The 21,051-nt window shown below is 40.1% G+C and carries 14 protein-coding genes; 4 read left to right on the forward strand and 10 right to left on the reverse strand.

The annotated features are described in order from the left end of the window. Genes F981_RS10755 through F981_RS10775 form a run of 5 tightly spaced genes read right to left on the reverse strand, consistent with a single transcriptional unit; the run spans position 1 to position 8,418 of the window. Positions 1–1,911, reverse strand: a complete 1,911-nt coding sequence (locus tag F981_RS10755) for an IucA/IucC family protein (protein WP_016539716.1) — start codon at positions 1,909–1,911, stop codon at positions 1–3. 12 nt (positions 1,912–1,923) lie between these two features. After that, positions 1,924–3,759 (reverse strand): IucA/IucC family protein, encoded by a 1,836-nt coding sequence (locus F981_RS10760; RefSeq protein ID WP_004721417.1) that lies wholly within the window; start codon positions 3,757–3,759, stop codon positions 1,924–1,926. Between the two features lie 11 nt (positions 3,760–3,770). Beyond that, on the reverse strand, positions 3,771–5,222 hold the full coding sequence (locus F981_RS10765) for a DHA2 family efflux MFS transporter permease subunit (protein WP_004721420.1): 1,452 nt from the start codon (positions 5,220–5,222) through the stop codon (positions 3,771–3,773). Between the two features lie 15 nt (positions 5,223–5,237). After that, positions 5,238–6,635 carry a lysine N(6)-hydroxylase/L-ornithine N(5)-oxygenase family protein gene (locus tag F981_RS10770; protein WP_004721422.1) on the reverse strand — a complete coding sequence of 466 codons (1,398 nt, stop codon included), beginning with the start codon at positions 6,633–6,635 and terminating at the stop codon, positions 5,238–5,240. Continuing rightward, positions 6,628–8,418, reverse strand: coding sequence for an IucA/IucC family protein (locus F981_RS10775; RefSeq protein WP_004721425.1), 1,791 nt, complete (start codon positions 8,416–8,418; stop codon positions 6,628–6,630). Before F981_RS10775 ends, F981_RS10770 begins: the two co-directional genes overlap by 8 nt. A gap of 544 nt (positions 8,419–8,962) precedes the next feature. Between F981_RS10775 and F981_RS10780 the strand changes: the two genes are divergently transcribed. After that, complete coding sequence (locus F981_RS10780; RefSeq protein ID WP_004721427.1) at positions 8,963–11,191, forward strand: TonB-dependent receptor; 2,229 nt, start codon at positions 8,963–8,965, stop codon at positions 11,189–11,191. A 437-nt stretch (positions 11,192–11,628) separates the two neighbouring features. On the opposite strand, the gene F981_RS10790 is transcribed toward F981_RS10780, so the two are convergent. From F981_RS10790 to F981_RS10805, 4 genes are all read right to left on the reverse strand, one after another. After that, positions 11,629–12,807, reverse strand: coding sequence for a thiolase family protein (locus F981_RS10790; protein ID WP_004721428.1), 1,179 nt, complete (start codon positions 12,805–12,807; stop codon positions 11,629–11,631). A gap of 151 nt (positions 12,808–12,958) precedes the next feature. After that, the gene (locus F981_RS10795; protein WP_004721431.1) at positions 12,959–13,606 is read right to left on the reverse strand and encodes a 3-oxoacid CoA-transferase subunit B; all 648 of its coding nucleotides are present in this window, start codon (positions 13,604–13,606) and stop codon (positions 12,959–12,961) included. A gap of 2 nt (positions 13,607–13,608) precedes the next feature. After that, the gene (locus tag F981_RS10800; RefSeq protein ID WP_004721433.1) at positions 13,609–14,310 is read right to left on the reverse strand and encodes a CoA transferase subunit A; all 702 of its coding nucleotides are present in this window, start codon (positions 14,308–14,310) and stop codon (positions 13,609–13,611) included. Positions 14,311–14,458: 148 nt separating this feature from the next. Further along, positions 14,459–15,340, reverse strand: a complete 882-nt coding sequence (locus F981_RS10805; protein WP_004721435.1) for a LysR family transcriptional regulator — start codon at positions 15,338–15,340, stop codon at positions 14,459–14,461. A 654-nt stretch (positions 15,341–15,994) separates the two neighbouring features. Here F981_RS10805 and F981_RS10810 point away from each other — a divergent pair. From F981_RS10810 to F981_RS10820, 3 genes are all read left to right on the forward strand, one after another. Continuing rightward, the gene (locus F981_RS10810) at positions 15,995–17,419 is read left to right on the forward strand and encodes a GntP family permease (protein ID WP_004721436.1); all 1,425 of its coding nucleotides are present in this window, start codon (positions 15,995–15,997) and stop codon (positions 17,417–17,419) included. A gap of 33 nt (positions 17,420–17,452) precedes the next feature. Beyond that, positions 17,453–18,238, forward strand: a complete 786-nt coding sequence (locus tag F981_RS10815) for a 3-hydroxybutyrate dehydrogenase (RefSeq protein WP_004721439.1) — start codon at positions 17,453–17,455, stop codon at positions 18,236–18,238. 206 nt (positions 18,239–18,444) lie between these two features. Beyond that, positions 18,445–19,401, forward strand: a complete 957-nt coding sequence (locus F981_RS10820) for a 3-hydroxyacyl-CoA dehydrogenase NAD-binding domain-containing protein (RefSeq protein WP_004721440.1) — start codon at positions 18,445–18,447, stop codon at positions 19,399–19,401. A gap of 822 nt (positions 19,402–20,223) precedes the next feature. Here the strand turns inward: F981_RS10820 and F981_RS10835 are convergent. Beyond that, on the reverse strand, positions 20,224–21,012 hold the full coding sequence (locus F981_RS10835) for an enoyl-CoA hydratase-related protein (RefSeq protein WP_004721444.1): 789 nt from the start codon (positions 21,010–21,012) through the stop codon (positions 20,224–20,226). Positions 21,013–21,051 lie beyond the last annotated feature (39 nt).

Raw genomic sequence — 21,051 nt, forward strand, 5'->3', positions numbered from 1 at the left:
TTAAACAACACTCCTGAATACATTCGGCACAGTTCCCATACTGCTTGGCATACTTCCCACCCTATTATCTTGTTCAAGTAGTGGGCGGATCAGTTGCTTATATGGCCACAACTCACTATCAAATAGGATATGCTTTAATTCAGCCCGGGCCGTATCCGTAAATGGCACATCATCCAGTGCTTGCTGTAACTGCTGAGCCAATACACGCCATAAATCCGCCGAGTCAATCTGATAGAACTCTGCAACAGTTTCCAAGATACTGGCCAGATTGACCTGTATACCGAGTGTCTGTAGATAGAGAATCAAACTTTCCACGCTGTCGTGGTACAACGTAATACGAAAATCATGTGGACTCAGGTACTCAGGATCAGGCAAGCCCTGCTGCTGCATCCATGGCTGATAAATACGAACAGAATCATGGTCGCGGAGCATGAAACCAGCGAACTGCCCATGTTCCAGTACAATACAGATATTCTGACCATGAATTTCGCCCATCAGACCAAGACGGAACAGGCGCAAATTTACCTCAAAGAAATCACGACATAATGCAGCAAAAATATTGCAGATATGCTGTGGTGTAACAGTTAAATTCTGCCATTTTAGAATCAGATCAAATACACATCCCTGCCCATCCATCAGTTGCCCTAAGCTAGCCATAGGAATAATCTGATAAGGTGCTTGTAACAACTCAGCAGGAATCCTTCGGCGCTGTGCTGCGAGATGCATCGGACGTTCATTGAACAGCATTAAATTATCTGGCGTTAAATTATCCTGCTGCTCCGGAAGATAAGCCCACCATTGATTTTCATCGCATAACCACAGACGTCTTTTCAATACCTCATCTTTTTGCTTAGCGAGCTGTAACAGTTGCTGATTTTTTTGCCCATTGATCATTTTGACAATCGGTAAAAAACGCAATGAACCCAAAGACTTAACTGCAAGTGGTAATTTTAGACTATCCTGTGGCTGTGACGCTGAAAGAAGGCTTCTTAGTGACGAACTGGCGTACCAGCCGCTGGACTGAAACGCTAAGGGGATAATGTCCTTATGTTGCAACTCTTCAGAAAATTTGTCAGACAGCACATGCTTGAACTGCCACGCATGTAAGGGAATCGCCAAATAACCATCCCCCAGCGCTTTTTCATCACACTCCTGTTTCAACATCAGGAACTGTTCCGCGTTCAGAAAAATACGAGCAGGTTGCTGCCTGCTGATCTCAGTAACATCCTTCCCATAGACCAACTTTTCTCTATTTACTGCAACCCAGTGAACATTCATATCCTGAGCAAATTCAGGACTGAAATACTGATATTCATCGGAACTAAAACCGTCCTTTAACTTGGCCAACGGATGATAAGGGCGATCTCGCAAAGCGGCATACTGCTCCAGCTGTATAAATAAGTCTGCGGGATGCTGCGTTAACCACTCTGAGGAGGACAACTGATGTTGCTGAGACAATTCTGCATGCAACATTGCCTGTTTTAAATCTGCACGAAAATCTGCCAGTTTTGATGCATCAGCAGAGTTGAAGCAGTGTAATTGCTGCATGAAGTCAAATAACTGCAATGCACTTAATTTCTGAACATGATAACCCTGTGCTTCGTCCATGCTAAGCTTATAGATCGATGCTCCAACATGCATCTGCCAACGCTGTTTCAAACCCTGTTTCAGCGGTAGAATCAAACACTCAGTCTGTGCAGAATTAAATAAAACTGCAAAACACTCCCCAACTGTATAACTGTCGAAAAGTGATTCAAAGCCATGCTGAAATCTTTGTCTGCATAGTCGTTGAGCCTGATCCTTTGTCAGGATCTCCGATTCTGAAATATATTGCTCAGCAAGTAGGCTATTGACCAAATCCATCAATATCTCCTGCCCTGAAACGGCAGGTGAAAATACCATGGTATTCATTCGTTTATCCCCCTAAACAGGCTGACGGAAATGGAACAGAGGGTTATTGACATAACGCATCTGTACATCACCATCACCGAATAAGCGGCGGCGGGTCAGCGATTCAATACAATATTGCTCTGCAAAGACATCAAACACCGCATAGCGTGACTGATGTTCAGGATATTGCTGCTGAAAATCATGAATAATATCTGCTGCTTTTTGCCAGAAGACCTGTTCACTAAAGTCAAGCTGCTGTTGTAGTGTCATGGCGATATCACTCAACGCAACAAAGAATAGACAAGCGCAACTAAAATCCCGTACTGCATTTAAATCATCCGTGAGGATAAATGACATGCGATTGGCTTTCGCATGTTCCGCAGGTAATGCATGCAAGGTCGGAAAAGCTTCTGGATGGGTCAGATGATCAGGACTAAAGCGTACCCCATCATGAAAATCCTTTAAAATGATCCGTACTGGCCAGCCATTACGATGAACCAAAATGATATTCTGCCCATGCGATTCAGTTCCAATTCCTTCAGCAAAGAGTAAATATAGAATTGGCTGAATGACCACAGACAGCAATTGCCCAACCCATGCATCCACACCATACTGATCCAGCCAAGGTGCGATCAGTAACTTCCCATCCTGCTGGACATGACCAATTCCATTCAAAGGAATCGCGTCTTCACCAGATTTTAGATACTGCTGCACACTTTCACGCCACAGACTGGCAATAGTTCCATATGCCTGTTTGGCATGTGATGCAGGCAGACGCGTGAAATCCACTGCTGAGGCATGTACTTCACCAAGAATATCAAAATCCAATTTTTGGGCAATTTCACTGTTCTTTTTTAAACCCTGTAGCCAATCTGTAATTAGCGGCCCATTCATTGCGGTATGCGTTGCCAATATCCGTGAACTTGAGGTATTTGTCAGACTCATAGACATTTTGATATAAGGCTTTTCAGGATGTTGTAAATTGGTCAGTGTTCTCAGTGACTGCTGAGCAATATAGGCATATTCCCCTCGTCCCAGATAAACAATCTTCTGCTCAGCAATTTCCTTAAAGAACACATGCACAATAGTATTTTCCCATTGCCATGGATGAACGGGTAACCAAATATACTCATCTGCATTTTTTTGCTGATCCAAAACCTTTGCAAACTCTTGCTGATCCTGTTCAGTCAACTGCTGCTGCAGGAAATCATCCGCATTTAAATGACTGGATGCGTTATGGGAAAATATGGACTGATGTACTGCAATCCACACCAGATGAATAGGTTGTGCATATTCAACCCCATATTTCAGATTATCCTGCAGATTAAAACCAACTCGAGATTTATAACAAGGATGATAGGGGTGGCCATCCATCAGATAGGTTTCCAGCACATCATAACTATATTGTGCTGCTGGTAATGCATACTCATTCTGGCAATGTTGAGACTGCACATCATGAATAAAAGTTCGCTTCAATTCACTGATAAAACCATCAATCTGGGCTGCCTGTGGAATACTTCTGACGATCTCATCAATCACTAAATTCAACTGTGCAACCGTTTTCTGTCCCTGATGATCTTCACGGATAACATCTGAAGCAGTCATGCGTACCAGTCCAAAACTGAGATGTCGCTGTCCTGCAGCCACGTAACGAACCGACTGCCCTTGTGAATTGATCACATCTATATAAAAAACACCATCCTCAAATTGGGCTGGAATCACCTCTTCATAAATCAGTGCCTGTAGCAATTGTTTGATCACACGCTGTTCAACTTTCTGCATTGTGACTTGATCAGGCTCTTGCCAAGCCAAAGTGCTTGTATTCACAGAATGTGTGGCCGTGGAAAGTGCTGGATGTAAATTGCCCATTATTTTTACCTTTATTGATTTTGAACCAAAACGTCCGCTTGCTTCTGACTCGGAAACTTCCATGCAGCGGGTAATGCCAACAGCATCACTCCTGCACAGATCAAAAACAGTTCCCGTATTGCATGAATTTGAGCAATTGCGAGTTCAGGTGAATATGAAATATTGTGTGTACGAATTTGCAGATAGAGTGCTGCAATCACAACAGCAATTGCAGCGCAGATCCGGCGCAGTAAGTTATTAACAGCTGCTCCCTGAGTCACCAGTTCCTGATCTTCCAGACTATTTAACCCAGCTGTTGTCGCTGGCATATAGGACAAACCAAATCCCAACCCATGCAAGATCATACAAAACATCAGGGATATAACATGTGTACCAGGAATCAATGCCAGACCAGCAAATGCAGCAACAGTCAACAGAAGACCAAAACAGATTAATTGTCGGGCACCATGTTGATCGAGATATTTACCCGCCCATTGACTACATAGACTGGTGGTCAATGCACTGCTCATCAGGATCAGCCCTGTCCACACTGGACTGAGTTTTAAAGTATTCTGTAACAGTAGTGGGATCAGGAGTAAGGTAATGAACAGTCCGATGGTATGCACAACTGAAATAATGACACTGTAGTTAAAACCACTACTGGTAAACAGTTGCCAGTCAATTAAGGCATTGGGCTTATTACGACTAAACCAAACAAAGCCACAACATGCCGCAATGCCTGTACTGAACAACAGCAGAAACTCAGGTCTTTGGATGTCACTCAACTGCTGGATACCACTCAAACTGAGCAGTAACGCCACAATACCCACAGCAAGCAGTACAAAACCCCTCCAGTCAAAACCTAACAATCTCATATTCGTCTGCTGTGACGGCAACCAACGCAATCCCATCACCAATGCACAGATGGTTAGCGGAACATTCAATAAAAACAACACCTGCCAGTTCCACCATACCAAAACCAGTGCACCCAGCATGGGTCCACATGCCAAAGTCAGCATAATCATGGCACCCCATAGCCCTGTAGCAGTACCCCGCTGCGCACGCGGAGTTACCATAAATATAATTCCCAGAGACAATGGGATCATCAATCCACTTGAAAAGCCTTGTAAGGCACGAACCAGCAGTACAGTTTCAAAATGCCCTGCAAAAGCACCATACATCGAGCTCAAACCAAAGACTGTCAACGCAGTCAGATATACCTGACGTTTACCAAATCGCTGACTCAAATAACCTGTGAGCAATAGACTCAGGCTCATACTCAGCAGAAAAATAACCATCACCCAACTGACGGCTGTTTCATTGATCTGAAAATCATGCATCAACTGAGGAATAGCGGGGTTAAAACTACTGTTATTTATACTGACGGTGCCAGTCCCCAGCATCACACAGATCATCACCCAACGTTGTAACCCTGAAGATGCAGGATTTTCTGTCTGCAACAGTGGTTGTGGCTGTTCAGCCATCTCCTGTCCCCTGTGTTATTTGCTCATGACTTTTAAATACTGATCATCGGTTTTCCCAGAGGGACGCGGCATGACTGTATTTGTTCGGGAATTATTTATTTGGAATTCAGTCGTCAAGGCCTGACTACCTAGCTGAAAATCCTGAAAGCCTTGTTTTCCGTCTACATCAAAATAGTTTTCTTTCAGAATCTGATTGGCGATCCGTGCGGAACGAAATGCGCCCAATCCCAGATCAGGGGTACCTACGCCATGGTGTTGTAGACTGGTATTTTGAATATAGATCTCACCATCCCCTTGATATTGCAGTTGATGATGCTCACTAATTTTCCAGCGTTGCTGGGTATCTAATACAATCCCGTCATTTAGCTTATTCAGGAACGTCTGTGCAGGATATTGATAACCCGTTGCTGCAATCACGGTACTCGCCCGGAGTTTCAACATCTGCTGCTGCTGAGTCTGTAAAAATTCAAGTTGGATATTATTCGGACCATGTAACTGTGCATTCTCCAACTGATAGTTGCCAGCAATAGTCACACAGGTATCCGCTTGTCCAATACTACGGTGATAAAGGCGCTCATAGATTTCCTGAATGGTTCTGCTACTGATACCCTTATACAAATGGGCTTGTGCAGTTGGCAGAGTATCCTTGAGAGCTTCTGGTAAATGGTAGAAATAACGCATGTAATCTGGACTAAAGCTTTCCAGACCCAATGGTGTATTTTCCATGGGTGAAAAACCTGCGGAGCGGGTCAACCAATACAAATGGAATCGGGGCTTACCTGTTTCTGATGAAATCTGCTGATCAAATAAATCAATAAAAATTTCCGCCGCAGACTGACCAGAGCCAATCAGTACCACATTGCCAGACAGATTATCGGTACACTGCTGTAGATAGCTGGAAGAGTGCAGACAAGAGGCTGTCTGTTCTGAAATGGTTTGTAATGGTTTGGGTAATCGCGGCACCGTTCCCACCCCCAATACCAGTTTACGGGTCTGATGAATGGACAATCGTCCACGCTGTTCAGCAATCACCTGAAAACCTCCAGAGATTGGAGCAACGTCCACCACCCGCTGACCAAAGTTTAGATCATGCAGCTGCTTTACGACCCACTGGCAATAATGGTTATATTCTTTGCGCGGAATATACAGATTCTCACGGAAGTAAAACTTATAGAGACGTTGCTGTGCCTTTAAATAGTTCAGAAAACTATAAGGGCTTGTTGGCTCAACCAGACTGACCAAATCGGCCATAAAAGGGACCTGCAACATCGCACCTGGCAGCTGTAATCCTGCATGCCAGTCAAAGTTTTCACGTTTTTCAAAGAAACAATACTTTAATGAAGCATGCTGATTCACCAACGCAGCAAGACTTAGATTAAAGGGCCCAAGACCAACACCGATGAAATCAAGCATAGTCGGCCTCCTCAATAACTTGTCTAACATAGAGTGGATTTTTTAAATCAACATAGATTGATTGCTGAGAAATATCAGCTTGCAACTCATCCAGTTCATACAGACGTGTCATCATATTGCCTTTATAGGGGAAAGTTTCATGATGCAAAACAGTCTTTAATAAATTGCTTTCAGGATATTTCTGATAGGCCTGCAACAAGTAGGATTGCAGCATTTCAATTAATTGTTGCTCCTGAACGGCGCCAGTCATACCTATGGCATTAATCAGACCAAATAAGGTATTACCAATAAAGTAATAACGGAAACGTTCATCCACCAATGACAATGGGCATACTGCCTGACCATCTGTTGCCAGTGTCGGATAATGTTTCAAAATTTCTGTGGCAAGCTCACGGATATAGTAGAAGCCTTGATTATCCCTAAACCATACTGTTTTAGGCATACCCTGTTCCAGTTCAATCAAGGTATTCTGTTGGTGTGCTTCAAAAGCCATTCCATATTCATGATACAACTCCATCAATGGCAGAATGGTCATTTCTAGGAAACGATCAAACCACTGCAATGCAATTTCAGCCTGAGACTGGCCTGTTTGTTTTGAAATATCTGCAAAAATTTCACTGAAGCGATTTTTTGCCAATACAGGATGGTCCTGACACAATGAAGCAATACAAGTCACATCATCACTGACCTTAAATGGATTTTCACGCAGAATACAGATGGTTTCATCCAGTACCTGACCATCAAATTTCAATGCAATCCAAGCAGGATCACTCAAAGCCTGAAGGTTCGGATTTCTCTGCCTGAATTCACTTAGACAATCATCGTGCCACAGCTGATAACTCAACAAACCACGGTGGCATTCCTTATACAGATTGACCCGAACTGAATTAGTAACAGCCACAGTCATGGATGCCTTGAACATCCAAGGTGATTGCTCACTGTACAGCGTACGTACTGAAGTTGTTGCTTTGACATCCCAGCCTAGCGCGCCAAAATCAATCAATTTTTCTTCATGTAAAAGCTGTTGATACCAGCCCTTGTCCTTTAAATAACGTGCCTGCCATGGATGTAAAGGTAACAAGGCATAGTCAGGAAACTGGGCTATTTTTGCTCGGTGATACGCATTGAAATATGGCTCTAAATCATGTTTAAACTGTGTGGGAATATCAATTTTATGCGCATTGTCCGAAGCAATATGTTCTGGGTGCACATATAAAAATTGCATTTTGAAGGTATTCTGTGTTTCAGGTGAAAAAATCTTCCAGTCATCCTGTACAAAACCCTGACGGCTTTTTGGTGAAGGATGCATGCTATGACCAAGTACCAATGCCTGTTCACTCTGAATAAAATTTTGCTGTTTTGCTATAATCTGATCAAAATCTGGTTCACGATGACTGAGAAATTGCTGTAGTGCCCTGTGACTCTGAATCCAACATTCCAGCAATGAAGATGCATCAAGTTGCTGAGCTTTGGATTGTTCAATTAAATTTTCCAGTAGATTTGCCGCAATATTTACAGGGCTGAGTGCCAGATACTGACCTTCTCGCTCGACCCACGGCAAGTCAGCAAAACGGTGTCGCCCCACCTGACTGAAATATTCAATCGGTGCATAAAGAAACCCATTGATTGCGTGCAAAGGGATACTCAGTAAAACTTTGCCCTTGCCTCTGTCTGTTAAATGAGGAGATTGTTCTGTTAAAGAGAGAAAACGACCATGACCTGTTTCTTGTAAATATGAGTTCACTAAATGCTGCAAGGCAATTTTATTTGTGATTGATCTCATCAGGATTACTCTGTGGGGGGATAAGTACCTACGGAGAATATCCATGCTTAATTACAAATACAAATGATAACTATTATTATTTACATTCAATAATAAAAAATTACTCCCACTTAACAACTCTTCATTTTTCTCACACAGTAAAGTCTAATCAAATCACTCAGACTATAAAATTCAACCTTAAATTTCCTAAAATGCTGATCAATGAAAGACAGGATCAGATAAATTTATCTTGATTAAGCGTGATATAAATCACGATTATTTTATAATTTTTAACAAATAGAAAGTTTGCCCTCTTAATACTTTCTTCTCGTTCCTGAATAGAGCGAGAAACAAATTACTAAAAACAAAAAAGCAATTCGCTAGGATCAATTGAAAGAAATGATACAAGCCGAGTAAAAAAAGATTTATGAAAGCAAATCATTATAAATTTAAACTAAATATAAGTGCTTTATTCTGTATTCAGTAGTTTCTGTGAATTACAATCATTCTCAATTATACTTTCGTCAATTTAAAGCAATCTCAGGGTGAGATAAAAGGAAACAAGATGAAAAGCAACAAAATTTTTAATAAGAAGTCTGATGTAAAAAAAATCATTCCACTTATATCAATTGGTGGGTTCATCTTTTTATCACAATCCTCTTTTGCTATTTCACCCACAGAGGCTACAGATACAGAAAACAAAGCTGCGGTGCTTCCAACCATTACTGTCAGCGCATCACGCTCAGATGAATTCTCCTCTTCTGCAAAACAAGTGACCAAATTAGATGAAAAACAAATTGAATTTCTAAAAAATGCGTCTTCTGGAAATATTGCCACAGTTTTAGCCAAAGTTGTGCCTGGTTTATCAGACTCAAGTCGTACAATTACTGATTATGGGCAAACTTTACGTGGACGTAATGCCTTGATCTTGGTTGACGGCGTACCTATGAATTTGACACGTGATACATCAAGAGGTCTTTCATCAATCGACCCTCAAAGTATTACAGGGATAGAAGTCATTCGTGGCAGTAATGCGATTTATGGAAGTGGTGCTGCTGGCGGAACGATTTCAATCACCACCAAAGCTGCAGGCGGTGAACCGACTGCAAAAACTGTGATTGGGCTACAAAGCGCTTTGACCAACTTTCGTACAGATGCTCTAAGTGGAGATATTCATCAATATTTTTCTGGAAGCTTAAATAACTTTGACTATGCATTTGATTTTGGCTATCAACGTATTGGTAGTCCATACGATGCCAGAGGCGATCGTGTTGCACCAGAACCAAGTCAAGGGGATCTGTTTGATGCGGATGCATATAGCGTAGGCGGTAAACTTGGCTATCACATTGACGACAACCAATATCTTCAATTTGCAGCAAATTACTATAATGCTGAACAAGATTCTGACTATGCCTCTGACCCAAGTGTAGCAAAACTTCCTGCAGGTAGCGTACCTGCGAAAGCAATCAAAGGGCTTAAATTAAAAGACCAGAATAAAAATGAAAATCAAATCTACAATTTAACCTATAACAATAAAGATTTATTTGGCAGCAAAGTTGACGCGCAAATCTATTACCGAGACTTTTTTACTCGCTTCTCGCCATTTGATGCCCGTAAAGTCAGTACACGTGGTGGGCAAGTCGATCAGGTTTATCAAAATAATAATGTACTTGGCAGTCGCCTAACCGTAAACACTCCACTAGAATTTTTAGGTGATACGTCAATTGTTTGGGGTGGCGATTTTAGTCGTGAAAAAAGCGAAATGCCTCTAGACACGTTTGATCCTAAAATTTATGACCAATCTGGCGGCTTAGAATTTGTTAAAAATGGAAAACTAATCTATTTACCTGAATTAACCACCCAAAGTATCGGCGGTTTTGCGCAATTAAAGCATAATTTCAATGAACAATGGTCTGCTGAAGTTGGTACGCGTTATGAAGACAGTTATGCAAAAATTGATAGCTTTGTTCCACTATCACAACTAGGTAAACCAAATCCTTATACTGTTAAGGGTGGTAAAGTAACGGCGGATGCATGGTTATATAATGCCAATATCACCTTTAAGCCAACAGATCAGCACTCGATTTACGCATCTTTTAATCAAGGTTTCCAATTGCCCGATGTAGGGGTTGTAATCCGTAATGCAACAGCAGGATTTAACTTAGCATCCTCATTCCTTGAACCCGTTAAAGTAGATAATTACGAGCTCGGTTGGAATGGTCATTTTAATAATTTTAGTTCAAGCTTAGCAGTGTTCCAGTCAACTTCAGATCTGGGTGGTGTTCAATCGTTTAACAATCGCTTGATACTGACGCGTACCAAAGAAAAAGTGACTGGTGTAGAAGCGACTCTTGATTATCTTGATGATGCAAAAGTATGGGGAACTGGAGGAAGTGTTACATGGATGAAAGGCCGTGAAACCCCACAGAACAGCAATAAAGAACAAGATATGACGGGTTATCGTATCCCACCTTTAAAAGTAACAGGATACATTTCTTATAGCCCAACAGACACATGGACAAATCGTTTACAAGCGACATATTTTGCTTCAGAAGATTATCGTTTAAACGGTGTCAACGGTTTTGGTCGTTATGATGTGAAGTCATATACCACTGCAGATTTAATCAGTAGTTTTGCCCTAAACAAAAAAGATACTGTTACGATTGGATTAGAGAATATGTTTAACCGTAAATACTATCCATTATACAGCCAACTTCTCCGTACCAGTAATAACACCAGCCATCTGCTGGCGTCAGGTGCAACATTGAAAGTGACTTATAGTCATAAATGGTAAGATTTGATAATAAAGCCTTGTGCTTTTGAATTATAAATGGTTGTCCTACCGTGGGGTGACATGGATGTCGCCCCTTGTGTGTGGGAATACGGGGGTACAGGACGTCCCCCGCCCAACATGAGCAAAAACAAAGCACTGCTTTGTTTGCAGCGCAAGGTTTGGCATCCTCTACGAAAAGTCAGGTATCGCCTACACAAAGGTATTGAAACTTTGAATGTAAGGTGGGGCATTGCAAACTTTTTATAATCAAACAATTTATCTCGCCATATAATTGATTTAATTAAAAATATTAATTTCTTGGGTTTGATTTTTTGACAAGTTGACTATACATAAACTCACATGACAAAGAACAGCAAAAAGCCGGCAGTATTGAAACGACCGGCTTTTTTAATTTTGAATCACAAACTATTTAGCTATTTATTACGATAAACAATAAATTATGCGCTTAATTCAACTGCAAGTGCTGTAGCTTCACCACCACCAATACAAAGTGTTGCGATCCCTTTGGTTTTACCTAAGCGTTTTAAAGCATGGATCAAGGTCACAATGATTCGTGAACCTGATGAACCCAGTGGATGCCCGAGTGCACAAGCGCCACCATTAATATTGACTTTTTCAGGATCAAGTTTAAATGCATCAATTGCAGCCATAGTGACCATGGCAAAAGCTTCGTTAATTTCCCAAAGATCAACATCGTCTACGGACCAAGCGAGATTTTTCAGTAATTTTTCAATTGCTCCCACAGGTGCAATGGTAAACTCTTCAGGATGCTGGGAATTGGTTGTATAGCCTTTGATTTCTGCTAATACAGTTAAACCACGCTTTTGCGCTTCTGACGCCGACGTGATCAGTAGTGCAGATGCACCATCACTGATTGAACTAGAGTTTGCAGCAGTAATCGTACCGTCTTTAGCAAATGCAGGTTTTAAGCTTGGGATTTTATCAATCTTGGCATTTTCTGGATTTTCGTCCACATCTACAGTGATCTCACCCTGACGTAACGCCACTTTAACAGGCGTGATTTCGTCTTTAAAATAACCTTCTGCAATCGCTTTTTTTGCACGTGTCAGTGAGCGAATTGCAAACTCATCCATTTGCTCACGGCTATAGCCCTTTTTATCCGCCATTTCCTGTGCAAAACTTCCCATTGCACGCCCCGTACCCGCATCTTCCAAACCATCAAGGAACATATGATCAATCACTTGACCATGCCCCATCCGATAACCTGAACGTGCTTTAGGTAATAAATACGGTGCATTGGTCATAGACTCCATACCACCGACGACAATAATTTTGGCACTTCCTGCTTTAATGGCATCGCTGGCTTGCATTGCAGCTTTCATCCCAGAACCACAGACTTTATTGATTGTGGTTGCGCCAACATGATCTGGTAAACCCGCTTTTCGCATCGCTTGACGTGCTGGACCTTGTTTTAAACCCGCAGGTAATACACAGCCCATAATTACTTCATCAATATCAGCAACAGGTACATTGGCTTGTTCAACAACTTTTTCAATGACGACTGCACCCAAATCCGGTGCAGATAAACTTGCAAGACTGCCTTGAAAACTTCCCATTGCAGTACGACGAGCAGTGACGATGACAATCTTTTCCATTCGAGTTCACCTTGTATTTTAAATGCGTATACTTTTGAAGCGGGTATTTTTGAAAATAGCATATCCATTGATAACATGTCTAAGCCGCCAAAGCGACTTAGCATTTAAACTTGGCTGGTTAAATTATAATTTTAAGCTTGCTTTGTCACAATCAAGCCACAGCGAGATTTGAGGTGATCAGCTCTACCCCTGTTGCCGCCTGAATTTGTTCTAGGCTCACATCTTTAGCCAATTCAATCAACTCAACACCTTGGGGAGTGATATCCATCACCCCTAGATCCGTAATTATACGGTTTACGACCAGTCTTCCAGTAAGCGGTAATGAACATTCAGCGACAATTTTAGGACTACCATCTTTAGCACAGTGTTCCATCAACACCACGACTTTTTGTACACCAGCAACCAAATCCATTGCACCGCCCATACCTTTTACTTTTTTCCCAGGGATCATCCAGTTGGCTAAATCTCCCTTTTCGGAAACTTCCATTGATCCTAAAATGGCAATATTGACCTTACCACCACGAATCATGGCAAAAGATTCAGCACTAGAGAAAAATGCAGCACCCTTACGTGCAGTTACGGTTTGTTTACCCGCATTAATTAAATCTGCATCGACAGTAGCTTGTGTTGGAAATTCATCAATCCCCAATAAGCCATTTTCAGATTGAAGCCAGACATTGATATTGTCAGGAATATAGTTTGCAACCAGGGTAGGTAAGCCAATGCCTAGATTGACATAAAAGCCATCTTCAAGCTCTTGCGCTGCACGTTCAGCCATTTCATTACGCGTCCAAGCCATGATTAAATCTCCGTCTTCAATGTCAATTGTTCAATTCGTTTTTCAGGCTGCGCATTTAAAACAATACGACTTACATAAATTCCCGGTAAATGAATTGAATCTGGATCTAACTCACCAATTTCAACAATTTCTTCAACTTCGACAATGGTCAATTTGCCAGCCATTGCACACTCAGGGTTAAAGTTTCGTGCAGTCTTACGAAAAATTAAGTTGCCGGCTTTATCTGCCTTATAGGCTTTTACCAAAGCAATATCTGCAACCAATGCTTGTTCGAGTATGTAATCTTTACCATCAAATTCGCGAACTTCTTTGCCTTCGGCAATCAATGTCCCTACACCTGTTTGGGTAAAGAACGCTGGAATGCCTGCACCACCTGCGCGCAATTTTTCAGCCAAGGTGCCTTGAGGTGTCAACTCAACTTCAAGCTCACCATTTAAATATTGACGTTCAAATTCTTTGTTTTCACCGACATAGGATGAAATCATTTTTTTAATTTGTTTGGTTTGTAAAAGCTTGCCTAGACCAAAATCATCCACACCTGCATTGTTAGAAATACAGGTTAGACCCGTTACGCCAATTTCTTTTAAGGCATCAATCAATGCTTCTGGAATACCACATAATCCAAAACCACCCACTGCAAAAGTCTGGTTGTTTGCAACCACATCAGCCAAAGCTTCATGTGCATTCGCGACAACTTTGTTCATCGTTTTAACTCTATGTCCTTTAGAATTATTATTATTAACATCGAGCAAATTATTTTAGAAATTGATTCTTTCAAATGTCTAATGAGTAAAACTCATTAATCTGATTTTATCCTGAAATAGTGGACTTTATGATGGGCTAACATTCTTTTTAAAACTGATGTGCCAATATCGTTTCAATAAATTGCGAAGAAATATTAGAAAGTTCAAAATCTTTTTTATAAATGATCCCAACCGAAAGATTGACATTGCCCTCTTCAATTTCAACCAAAACATTATTTTCTTTATCGATATAATTTTGAAAATGACGTGGAATCGCACTGACCCCCATACCAAAAGCCACAAAATGCGACAATGAACTAATCTGATGACACTCAAGTTTTAAATCTAAGATCATATTATTTTGTGAACATTTCTCTTCCACCACGTGTCGAATGATCGAAGGTTTCTGTAAAGTGATAAAAGGATAAGCATACAGCTCACGCCATGTCACACTTTTACGCTGCGCCAACTCATGATCCTTGGGAAGTAGTGCTAAAAAATCTTCATTGAAAAATGGCTTAAATATTAATTGATCATTGTGTTGCGGTTCAAAACAAATCCCAATTTCAAAAATACCCTCTTGGACTTTTTCAATAATTTTTTCATTGGGAATATCATGGATTGAAAAATTGATATTGGGGTGATTCTTATTAAATTCATGCAGTACAGCAGGTAAAACGGCATGTGTTGCGAAAGGCATCGAGGCAATATTCAATGTGCCACGATGTAATTTAAAACGCTGTTTGACATCTCTTTCCATGTCTTCCCAGTTTGCCAAAAGTTTTTTAGCAAATGGAATCAACGAATTTCCCTCAGCAGTAAGATCCACACGGCGGGTATTGCGCTTAAACAGCTTGCCACCCAACTCATCCTCTAAACTTTTGATACTTAAGCTTAAAGCAGATTGACTTAGGCAAAGTTCATTGGCGGCATTGGCATAATTCAATGTCCGAGCAAGAACTAAAAAAGCTTTTAACTGTTTGAGTGTCATACGGCAACCTAACTGATTTATAGCTCTATAATACGCTAAACCAAGCGAGTTTTGATCCTAAAATGAGTCATTTGAGCTATCGATTTGCTTATAGAATAAGATATTAATCCATGCTAGCTGATCTCACTTTTGCTCAGATTGATGTCTTAATGAAAGTTTTTAATTTGTATGATCTGTAAAAAATATGTCTATGCATTTAAATCAAGGCAAAATCGATATACGACTTATTTCAAGCAACATACTTGTCAATAAAACCACTGCTGTAAATAAAAATTAAAATGCTCAACATATACTCATTCATCTGCATCTCCAATTTGGCTTTTTTCTTTTGCTTATCTATGACCTATTGCGCAAAAATCTTATGAAACTTGTTTCTATTCATTAGTTTTCCATATTGACTCATAAATATTTTCAAACAATGCCTCGAATAATTTGGATTATAGTTTTATCCATCATTTGGAAATGGATATTCCAATTTATAAGTCTGGACGATTTATAAAAGCTAAATTTATTGATCAATATTAATTTCTCTAGATATCCATTTTTATTGGTTTCACTCACTAATGCATTTTTATGATTGAGATAGCCTTGTCGTCATTTGAAATAAAAACAAGGTGGGTTTTGACATATATTCTTTAAGGACGGAGTAAAAATATGTGGGAACTGGGTATAATTTTACTTTCTCTTGGCTTGTTGATGTACACAGCCTACAGAGGATTTTCTGTAATTCTCATGGCACCGATTTGTGCCTTATTGGCCGTCTTGCTGATTAACCCTGCCAACGTTTTACCATTTTATTCTGGTGTGTTTATGCCAAAAATGGTGGGCTTTATTAAAGATTATTTCTTGGTGTTTTTGCTGGGTGCGATTTTTGGTAAAGTTGTTGAAATGTCAGGTATTGCTGAATCCATTGCCAAAACGATTGTTAAATTAATTGGCTCTAAAAATGCAATGCTTACCGTTGTTCTGCTAGGGGCAATTTTAACCTATAGCGGCGTCAGTTTATTTGTCGTGGTTTTTGCAGTCTATCCTTTTGCAAACCAATTATTTAGACAAGCAAATATCCCTAAACGTTTGATTCCTGGCACGATTGCACTGGGTGCTTTCTCCTTTACCATGGATGCCTTACCGGGTACGCCTCAGATTCAAAACGTTATTCCAACTACATTTTTTGGAACCAATATTTATGCAGCGCCATTTTTAGGGATTATCGGTGCAATCTTTGTTTTAGGTGTTGGTTTAACTTATCTGGAATGGCGTCGTCGTGTTGCTGCTCGCAATGGAGATGGCTTTGCATCTGGTATTACTTTAACAGAAGCTGAACTTCAACAATTCGAAAATCAATCTCAGCAACAAGATAATGGTTCTGGTCTACGTCAATTCATGGCATTTGTTCCTTTAATTTTAGTTGCAGTGATGAATAAATATTTATCTACAGCAATTAAAACATGGTATCCAAATGGCTTTGATTTTAATGCGCTTGGACTAGCAAATTACACTGTCGATGTCGCAAAAACGTCAGCGATTTGGGCAGTTGGTTTGGCTTTAATCGTTGGGATTATCACTGCGATTATGTTCGATTATCGTCGTGTTTCAACCAGCTTTAAAGAAGGTGTAAATGCAAGTATAGGTGGTTCTCTACTCGCTGTGATGAACACTGCATCTGAGTATGGTTTTGGTGCAATCATTGCCGCTTTACCGGGTTTTGCCGTAATCAGTCATGCTTTGGGGCATACATTTACCAATCCATTGGTCAATGGTGCAGTCACCACAACCGTTCTGGCAGGGATTACAGGTTCAGCATCTGGCGGTATGAGTATTGCCCTCAGTGCCATGGCTGACCAATACAATACAGCTATTGCAGCAATGGGCATTCCTGCTGAAGTCATGCATCGTATTGTTGCAATGGCATCTGGTGGTATGGATACCTTACCGCATAACGGTGCAGTAATTACCCTACTTGCAGTCACTGGTCTTACACATAAACAATCTTATAAAGACATTTTTGCCATTACCATCATTAAAACAGTTGCAGTATTTGTCGCAATTGCCGCATTTACATGGTTTGGTATCGTCTAAGTTTATCTTCAAAATGAACACAGGGAGTCAATAATGAGTCAACTTCTCAAAGATAAAGTTGCATTTATCACAGGTTCAGCAAGTGGTATTGGTCTTGAAATTGCCAAAAAATTTGCCCTTGAAGGTGCAAAAGTGGTGATTTCGGATATGAATGCGGACAAATGTAATGAAGCAGTTTTAGCCTTAAAAACTGATGGATTTGAAGCCTTATCTGCACCTTGTGATGTTTCAGATGAAGAGGCTTATGCTGCTGCTATTGGTCTAGCACATAGCACCTTTGGTCGTTTGGATATTTTGATCAATAATGCTGGTTTTCAGCATGTTGCTGCCATCGAAGAGTTTCCAACTGCCATTTATCAAAAACTACTAAATGTCATGCTGGTGGGTTCTTTTATTGGAATCAAACATGCATTTCCAATCATGAAGGCACAAAACTATGGTCGTATTATCAATATGGCTTCGATCAATGGTTTAATCGGCTTTGCTGGAAAAGCGGGTTATAACAGTGCCAAACATGGGGTGATTGGTTTAACTAAAGTTGCAGCGTTAGAATCTGCTCGTGATGGAATCACGGTCAATGCGTTATGTCCTGGTTATGTCGACACACCTTTGGTACGTGGTCAAATTAAAGATTTAGCCAAAACTCGCAATGTCAGCGAAACAAGTGCACTTGAAGATGTCATTTTAGCCATGGTGCCACAAAAACGCTTACTCAATGTTGAAGAAATTGCAGATTATGCCGTTTTCTTGGCGAGTGAAAAAGCGGCGGGCGTGACGGGTCAGGCAGTGGTTATGGATGGTGGTTATACCGCTCAATAATACAGTTGATGATTGCAATGATCATGAATTTGTCTCTATGTAAATCATCTAACCAGATGTAATACATATTCATTTGTAGGGGAAATCCTCCCCTACTGTTTTTTAGTTTTTCTATCTTTAGTTTTTATCAAAGTGAAAGGCTCACTTTGTCATGTGTCATAACGAGACAATCCAACGTTCTCAGGTTATTCAAGGAAAATGAATATATGAAACCCATAAATAAAGTTGCCATTATTGGTACTGGTGTTATTGGTGCAAGTTGGGCAGCATTCTATTTAAGTAAAGGATTTCAGGTGAGTGCTTTTGATCCTGCTGTTGATGCAGAATTAAATTTAAAAAATAGAGTTCAGACCTATTTACTTGATTTGTTTGAATTGGCTGAAGAGCAAACCACTTCTTCTGATCATTATGTTTCAGACACTTTAAAAAATCTCACTTTTTATCAAAATATAGCAGATGCTGTAAAAGATGCCGATTTTATTCAAGAAAATGGTCCTGAGCGGATTGATCTAAAAAAAGACTTATATGCACAGCTCACTCAAAACTGCCCCAAAGATAGTATTATCGCCTCAAGTTCATCTGGCTTAAAAATCTCAGATATTCAACATGATTGTCTATATCCTGAAAGAATTGTACTGGGCCATCCTTTTAATCCACCACATTTATTACCTTTGGTTGAAATTATTGGTGGAGAAAAAACCCAAGCCAACTATATCCATGATGCTTTTGAATTTTATAGATTATTGGGGAAAAAACCGATTTTAATTCAAAAAGAAGTCAAAGGCCATGTCGCCAATCGTTTACAGTCTGCAATTTGGAGAGAAGCGTTTTATCTGGTTTCTGAAGGTGTATGTAGCGCAGAAGATATTGATATTGCCATCACCAATGGACCTGGATTACGTTGGGCAATATTTGGTCCTTATTTAAATATGCAGTTGGCCAATCAACATGGATTTAAAGCCGCTATGCATCATTTAGGTGAACCAATGTCTGAATGGTGGGCTGATATGCACCCTTATACTTTATCTGAAGAAAAAATTGAGATGCTGAATGAAGAAACTCAGCAGTTTGTTAAAAAACTAGGCGATAAGAATCTTCAATTACTTCGTGATCAGGCATTACTTCGATCTTTAAAGATGCGTAAAGAATTAGATTTGCCTTAATAGGGTTTTACAAAAGTGAGCTTCATTGATTCTCCAGAATTCTCATCTGGAGAATTTAGTCTTCAAAAATTTAGCCAAGGGAAACAGGATCATTGACCTTCCTGCTCCAAAATTGAATCAACAGATCAAAGCACCCCAAGCAACAATTTTAGACTGGACGTTGTTGCTCATTTTTGAATTACATCAAAAATGCCCAAGAGCTTTTAGATTGTTCGAAAATTCGAATAAACATGCCAAGTTTCATATCATTGTTGTTCTACTAAAAACAGCTATCATTGTCTTATTCGCTACTTTAATCATTAAGTCGCCCAAATAAGGGAAGTATTATGCTCAACAATAAAATTAAGTTAAAACAAATGTGATAAAGCAACTTCGATATGATGAATGAAAATATAAATAATCTCTAATTCAAATGGTGACCCAATATGCGAACTTTCTATACGATTCTCATCGGTGTAATACTACTCCTTGCAATTCTTTTTATAAGTCGAATATTACGTGGTCGTTTTAACCCGACATTATTTTTTATTCTGTTCATCTTGATTTGGTTTGTAGCAATGAGCTGGAATATGTATATGGGCATACAAGCAGGATATGGAGTTAAAGAAGAATTCTTAATATTTTTACTTAATTTTGGTATTCCTTCTCTTCTCGCAACTTACTTCATATATAAAAAATAAAAGCTCTATTTAGCTTGCTGAGTTAAAAACCATCATGTAAATAACGATAAAAACTAGTGATTAATTATTATAAAGCACTCTCCAAAGAGAGTGCTTTTTGAGTTAATTTTTACTGGTTAAGCATGATTAGACATAGATTTGATCAAGTAAAATCAGCTTTCCTTTTTTCGATAAAGGCCGCAACACCCTCCTTATAATTGTCTGATTGTCCAGCAATACGCTGTAACTCACGTTCCAACTGTAATTGATCAGCCAAAGTATTTTGCGAAGCAGTATTTAAGGCTTTTTTAATTAGCGAAATCGAACTGCTTGGTTGCTCTGCCAAACGTTCTGCCAATTCAATCACGCCCTGATCAAAAGCATCATCTTCATAGACCTCCCAAATAAGCCCCCAACTCAAAGCTTTCTGAGCAGATAGCTTATCCCCGAACATGGTCAAACCTTTGGCTCGGGCAAGCCCCACTAGATGTGACAAATTCCACGTCCCACCTGCATCTGGGATTAAACCGACTTTGCAAAAAGATTGTATAAACGTAGCAGATTGCTTGGCCACAACAATATCGCAAGCCAAAGCCAAGTTCGCCCCTGCACCAGCCGCTACGCCATTGACCGCAGCCACAACAGGTTTAGCCATATTGGAAATTTTAACGACTAACGGATTATAAAATTTTTCTAAGGCAGCACCTGCATCATAATCAGCTGCGCTTATCACCTCTTTATTTCTCGCTCTTAAATCCTGACCCGCACAGAAGCCCTTACCTGAACCAGAGATTACAATGGCTTTAATCTCAGTAGAAACCGCCCACAGGTCTAAAATTGCAGCAATTTCACGATGCATTTGCTCATTAAAACTGTTAAGCACCTCGGGACGGTTTAAGGTTAAATAGCCCACCCGATTTTCCTGACGAATCAAAATATGTTGAAAATCCATTTATTTTTACTCATTTAAATACAAAACTTCCTGACCCTG

The sequence above is a fragment of the Acinetobacter guillouiae CIP 63.46 genome (assembly GCF_000368145.1).
Taxonomy (GTDB): Bacteria; Pseudomonadota; Gammaproteobacteria; order Pseudomonadales; family Moraxellaceae; genus Acinetobacter; species Acinetobacter guillouiae.

Bases quoted from the DNA above. Each gene is read 5' to 3' on its own strand.
- F981_RS10765 (WP_004721420.1), bottom strand. From the start codon at position 5,222: ATGGCTGAACAGCCACAACCACTGTTGCAGACAGAAAATCCTGCATCT.
- F981_RS10810 (WP_004721436.1), top strand. From the start codon at position 15,995: ATGTGGGAACTGGGTATAATTTTACTTTCTCTTGGCTTGTTGATGTAC.
- F981_RS10790 (WP_004721428.1), bottom strand. From the start codon at position 12,807: ATGGAAAAGATTGTCATCGTCACTGCTCGTCGTACTGCAATGGGAAGT.
- F981_RS10805 (WP_004721435.1), bottom strand. From the start codon at position 15,340: ATGACACTCAAACAGTTAAAAGCTTTTTTAGTTCTTGCTCGGACATTG.
- F981_RS10795 (WP_004721431.1), bottom strand. From the start codon at position 13,606: ATGGCTTGGACGCGTAATGAAATGGCTGAACGTGCAGCGCAAGAGCTT.
- F981_RS10755 (WP_016539716.1), bottom strand. From the start codon at position 1,911: ATGAATACCATGGTATTTTCACCTGCCGTTTCAGGGCAGGAGATATTG.
- F981_RS10770 (WP_004721422.1), bottom strand. From the start codon at position 6,635: ATGCTTGATTTCATCGGTGTTGGTCTTGGGCCCTTTAATCTAAGTCTT.
- F981_RS10775 (WP_004721425.1), bottom strand. From the start codon at position 8,418: ATGAGATCAATCACAAATAAAATTGCCTTGCAGCATTTAGTGAACTCA.
- F981_RS10800 (WP_004721433.1), bottom strand. From the start codon at position 14,310: ATGAACAAAGTTGTCGCGAATGCACATGAAGCTTTGGCTGATGTGGTT.
- F981_RS10820 (WP_004721440.1), top strand. From the start codon at position 18,445: ATGAAACCCATAAATAAAGTTGCCATTATTGGTACTGGTGTTATTGGT.
- F981_RS10815 (WP_004721439.1), top strand. From the start codon at position 17,453: ATGAGTCAACTTCTCAAAGATAAAGTTGCATTTATCACAGGTTCAGCA.
- F981_RS10760 (WP_004721417.1), bottom strand. From the start codon at position 3,759: ATGGGCAATTTACATCCAGCACTTTCCACGGCCACACATTCTGTGAAT.
- F981_RS10835 (WP_004721444.1), bottom strand. From the start codon at position 21,012: ATGGATTTTCAACATATTTTGATTCGTCAGGAAAATCGGGTGGGCTAT.
- F981_RS10780 (WP_004721427.1), top strand. From the start codon at position 8,963: ATGAAAAGCAACAAAATTTTTAATAAGAAGTCTGATGTAAAAAAAATC.